The sequence below is a fragment of the Chitinophaga sp. genome (genome assembly GCF_036566945.1).
Classification (GTDB): Bacteria; Bacteroidota; Bacteroidia; order Chitinophagales; family Chitinophagaceae; genus Chitinophaga.
In genome coordinates this window covers 1-3,445 of record NZ_DATCVJ010000719.1, presented here as the reverse complement: position 1 = coordinate 3,445, position 3,445 = coordinate 1, and the positions used below count along the sequence as shown (strand labels likewise).

4 protein-coding genes are annotated in these 3,445 nt (G+C 43.5%); 1 reads left to right on the top strand and 3 read right to left on the bottom strand.

The genetic code is table 11. From position 1 onward, the window contains the following. Positions 1-746: beta-1,6-N-acetylglucosaminyltransferase (locus VIP81_RS21695; RefSeq protein ID WP_331966223.1), on the top strand; the 746-nt coding region annotated here is incomplete at its 5' end. Between the two features lie 53 nt (positions 747-799). Here VIP81_RS21695 and VIP81_RS21690 read toward each other — a convergent pair. From VIP81_RS21690 to VIP81_RS21680, 3 genes are all read right to left on the bottom strand, one after another. Continuing rightward, on the bottom strand, positions 800-1,570 hold the full coding sequence (locus tag VIP81_RS21690) for a class I SAM-dependent methyltransferase (protein ID WP_331966220.1): 771 nt from the start codon (positions 1,568-1,570) through the stop codon (positions 800-802). A 21-nt stretch (positions 1,571-1,591) separates the two neighbouring features. Next, positions 1,592-2,719 carry a glycosyltransferase family 4 protein gene (locus tag VIP81_RS21685; protein WP_331966217.1) on the bottom strand — a complete coding sequence of 376 codons (1,128 nt, stop codon included), beginning with the start codon at positions 2,717-2,719 and terminating at the stop codon, positions 1,592-1,594. A gap of 1 nt (position 2,720) precedes the next feature. Then, positions 2,721-3,445, bottom strand: a 725-nt coding sequence (locus tag VIP81_RS21680; protein ID WP_331966213.1) for an asparagine synthase C-terminal domain-containing protein, incomplete at its 5' end; no start/stop codon positions are given.

The following is a 3,445-nucleotide window of genomic DNA, read 5'->3' as shown; positions in this document are numbered from 1 at the left end:
ATGCTAAATCTGATATCAATGAATGGCAGACAGCCATGAATATACCACAGGTATTTTTTATTGAAAAAAGAGTAAATGTCACCTGGGCGGGGTATGGTACTATCCAGGCTGCATTAAACGGCATCGCGTCTATTGTGGATTCAGGTTATCAATATGACTTTATTCATCTCATCAGTGCTCAGGATTATCCACTGGTAAATGTGCATCAGCTACATCATTTTTTTGCCACCAATCGCGGCAAGCAATTTCTGGATATATTGCCGGAGGCTGCACTTCAGCGGGTAATGTCCAAAATAACGTCCTTCCATTTTGAAGATCTCCGGTTGCCGGGTAAGTATAGAATTGCCGCATTGTTAAACAAAATACTGCCTGCCAGGAAGCATCCTCTTGCACTGGAAGTATATGGCGGCTCCCTATGGTGGAGCCTTACACAGGAATGTGCTGCATGGTGTCTGGCATATATAAATGCTCATCCTGAATTGAAAAGATTTTATAAGCGTACCTGGGGAGGCGATGAATTTATTTTCCAGACCATTATTATGAATGGCCCTTTCAAAGACAGTGTAGAAAATAACTACCTCCGTTATATCGATTGGTCTGAAGGAAAAGCACATCCTAAAACATTTGTCCCAGGCGATTTTGACAAAATTATCCGGTCGGGACAGCTGCTGGCCCGGAAATTTGACCTCGAAAAAACGCCCGACTTACTGAATAAAATTGACAGTGCCGCCGGGCATTTATCATAAAAAAAAGGTTGATTCACGAATGAATCAACCTTTTTTTATGACTATTTTTTCGCTCAGTTTATACTTTTCCGCCACAGCGTATTAAAGCCGCCCGTAAAATTATACGGGAGCAATTCCGCTACCTGGCAATCCAGTGTTTGAAGGAATTTAACTCTTTTTGTAACCAGAGAAAATGGAAATACATCTTCCACAAAATTGGTCTTTGCAAACTGTACAATTTTAAAGTTGCTGATCTGGGCAAGTTGCTGCAAATCCTTGCGTGTAAAGAACTGTACGTGATCAAGATTATCTGCCTGTGATTGCGCAGTCGTACCTTTGAATCCTAATACACTCTTTACTTTATTGATAGAAGTCCACAAGGCGGGGTTGTTCCGTGCCTTGAGCATTGGGCGGGTCACACACAATTCTCTCGGACCGTTACCATTAGGTACCGTTACTACCAATAACCCTTCATCTTTTAAAGAAGCGTGGATAGTGTGTAATAGAAGATGCGGATGGTCCAGGTGTTCCAGCACTTCACTGCATATTACAGCATCGTATGTTTCGCCTTGTGCAGTCAGCTCCTCCGCACTGATCGCCGCAAACTTAACATTTGGATACGTATTGCGCTGATTGGCTACTGCAATGGTTTTCTCACTGATATCTATCCCTAATACTTCATAGCCAAACTGTCCGAGGTGGCGACTGATAACGCCATTACCACATCCTACATCCAATACACGGCCTCCGTCTGGAATATTTTTCTTCAGACTATCTGTAATAAAATTCAGCCGCTTGATATCGGTGATGCGGTTATATTCGTAGGTGATCGCGGTCTTTGTCATATTGAAATTGATAAAGTATTATTATTTACAAAGCTGCAGGTAAACAGCTGAAATCTTTTCTGTCATGCCTGCTACATTGAAATGCGCTACAATCGCAGCTTTCGCATTTTGCTGTAACTGTAATCGCAGTGCATGGTCTGTAGCTAATTTAACAATCGCTGCTGCCAGTTCGTCCGGATTACCTGCCGGTACGAGTAACCCATTTTCACCATTCGTTACTGCTTCCTTTGTGCCATCTACATCGCTGGCAATAACGGCTTTCCCCATTGCCATTGCTTCCAGCACTCCAATTGGAAAGCCTTCCCATAAAGAAGGGAGACAGTAAATATCTGCTGCCTGTAATACCGCAGGAACATCCTGCCGGAAGCCGTCAAATATGACCTGTTCCTCTACTCCCAGTGCCATGGCCGCAGTCATAGCATCTGTTTTCAGCTCTCCATCCCCTATCATTAATAACTGTAAGCCGGGCACGCTTTTAAGCGCGGTGGCAAATGCCTTTACCATGCTCACCGGATCTTTCTGATAGGTCATACGGGCTATATAGCAAATCAGCATCTTATCTGCCGGAATATTATACTCTGCGCGCAGGTTGGGGTAAACAGCATCGGGATTAAACTTTTGCAGGTTCACTCCATTCCTTACCACAATACCACTAAATCCGTTAAACGCCTTGATACCTGTTTGCCGGTTGGATTCCGAAACACAGATATTCACCTGTGTTTTACGGGTAATAAACTTTTCGGCGGCGATGCGTAAACGTCTGGACAGTGGATGCAGGCCATCATGAAACGACCATCCATGAATGGTGTATACCACCGGCAAACCAAGATTACGCGCGGCCCACAATACATTCGTGTTTGCCCGGGTGCCGTGTACATGCACAATATCAATACGCTGTTCGCTTATCAACTTCTTCACTTTTCTCCATACACTGATGTCAAATGCTTTTTCACTGTCGATAACAAAAGCAGGAACGTTCAAACGTTGCAATGCACTTATCATTGGTCCATCTGTAAACGAAAGTACGATAGGTTCAAATGTTGATTTATCCAGTGAGGCTACCAGGTCTAACACATGACTCTCTCCCCCGCCAATTTTTCCCTGGCGGATCGTTTCAAGTACGCGTATTTTACCATTTATCTTGTCCATGCTATAATTTTTCTATCCAGCGGCTGTACCATAACTGGAATACCAATATGTTCCACAATTTCTGGTGGCTGACTTTACCTCCGGATAAATAAATTCCCAGTAATTCTTCTACATGAGCAACATTAAACAGACCAGATTTTGCCAACCTTGGGCCAGACAAATAATACTGCATCTGTTCTTTCAATTCGTCCCGGAACCATTCCTGCAAAGGTGCAATGAATGGACGTTTGGGGCGTTCCATCAGCGGTTTGGGAATATATTTATGTACAATTGTTTTAAGGATATACTTATTGATCCCATCTTTTACTTTCAATGAAGCAGGTACCTTCGCCAGAAATTCAACCAGGCGGTGATCCAGCATGGGTTCCCTTCCTTCAATGCTCACAGACATCGTTGCCCTGTCTACCTTCACCAGGTTATTATCTACCAGGAAAGTTTTATAATCTACTGCCAGCAAACGGTTCAACGGATCATTCATGCTATCCAGCTCCCCGTTCATATCAAAATTGGTCTTGTAACCGGCCGCAGGAAAATTGGTATAGTAATTTACTTCATTCTCTGTCAGGTACTGGCTGATATATTTAAGCGCCTGCTGTGGCTTACCACTGGCCCATATCAGTTTCATTTTTTCATACCTCGACGCAAAGTTGTACTGCTTGTTGAAATATGGTATTACTTCCGGAGAAACCACCGACATGGCTGCACTGATAGTGCGTTGCAGCGGTT

Coding starts and splice junctions, on each gene's coding strand:
- VIP81_RS21690 (WP_331966220.1), bottom strand. CDS start 1,570: ATGACAAAGACCGCGATCACCTACGAATATAACCGCATCACCGATATC.
- VIP81_RS21685 (WP_331966217.1), bottom strand. CDS start 2,719: ATGGACAAGATAAATGGTAAAATACGCGTACTTGAAACGATCCGCCAG.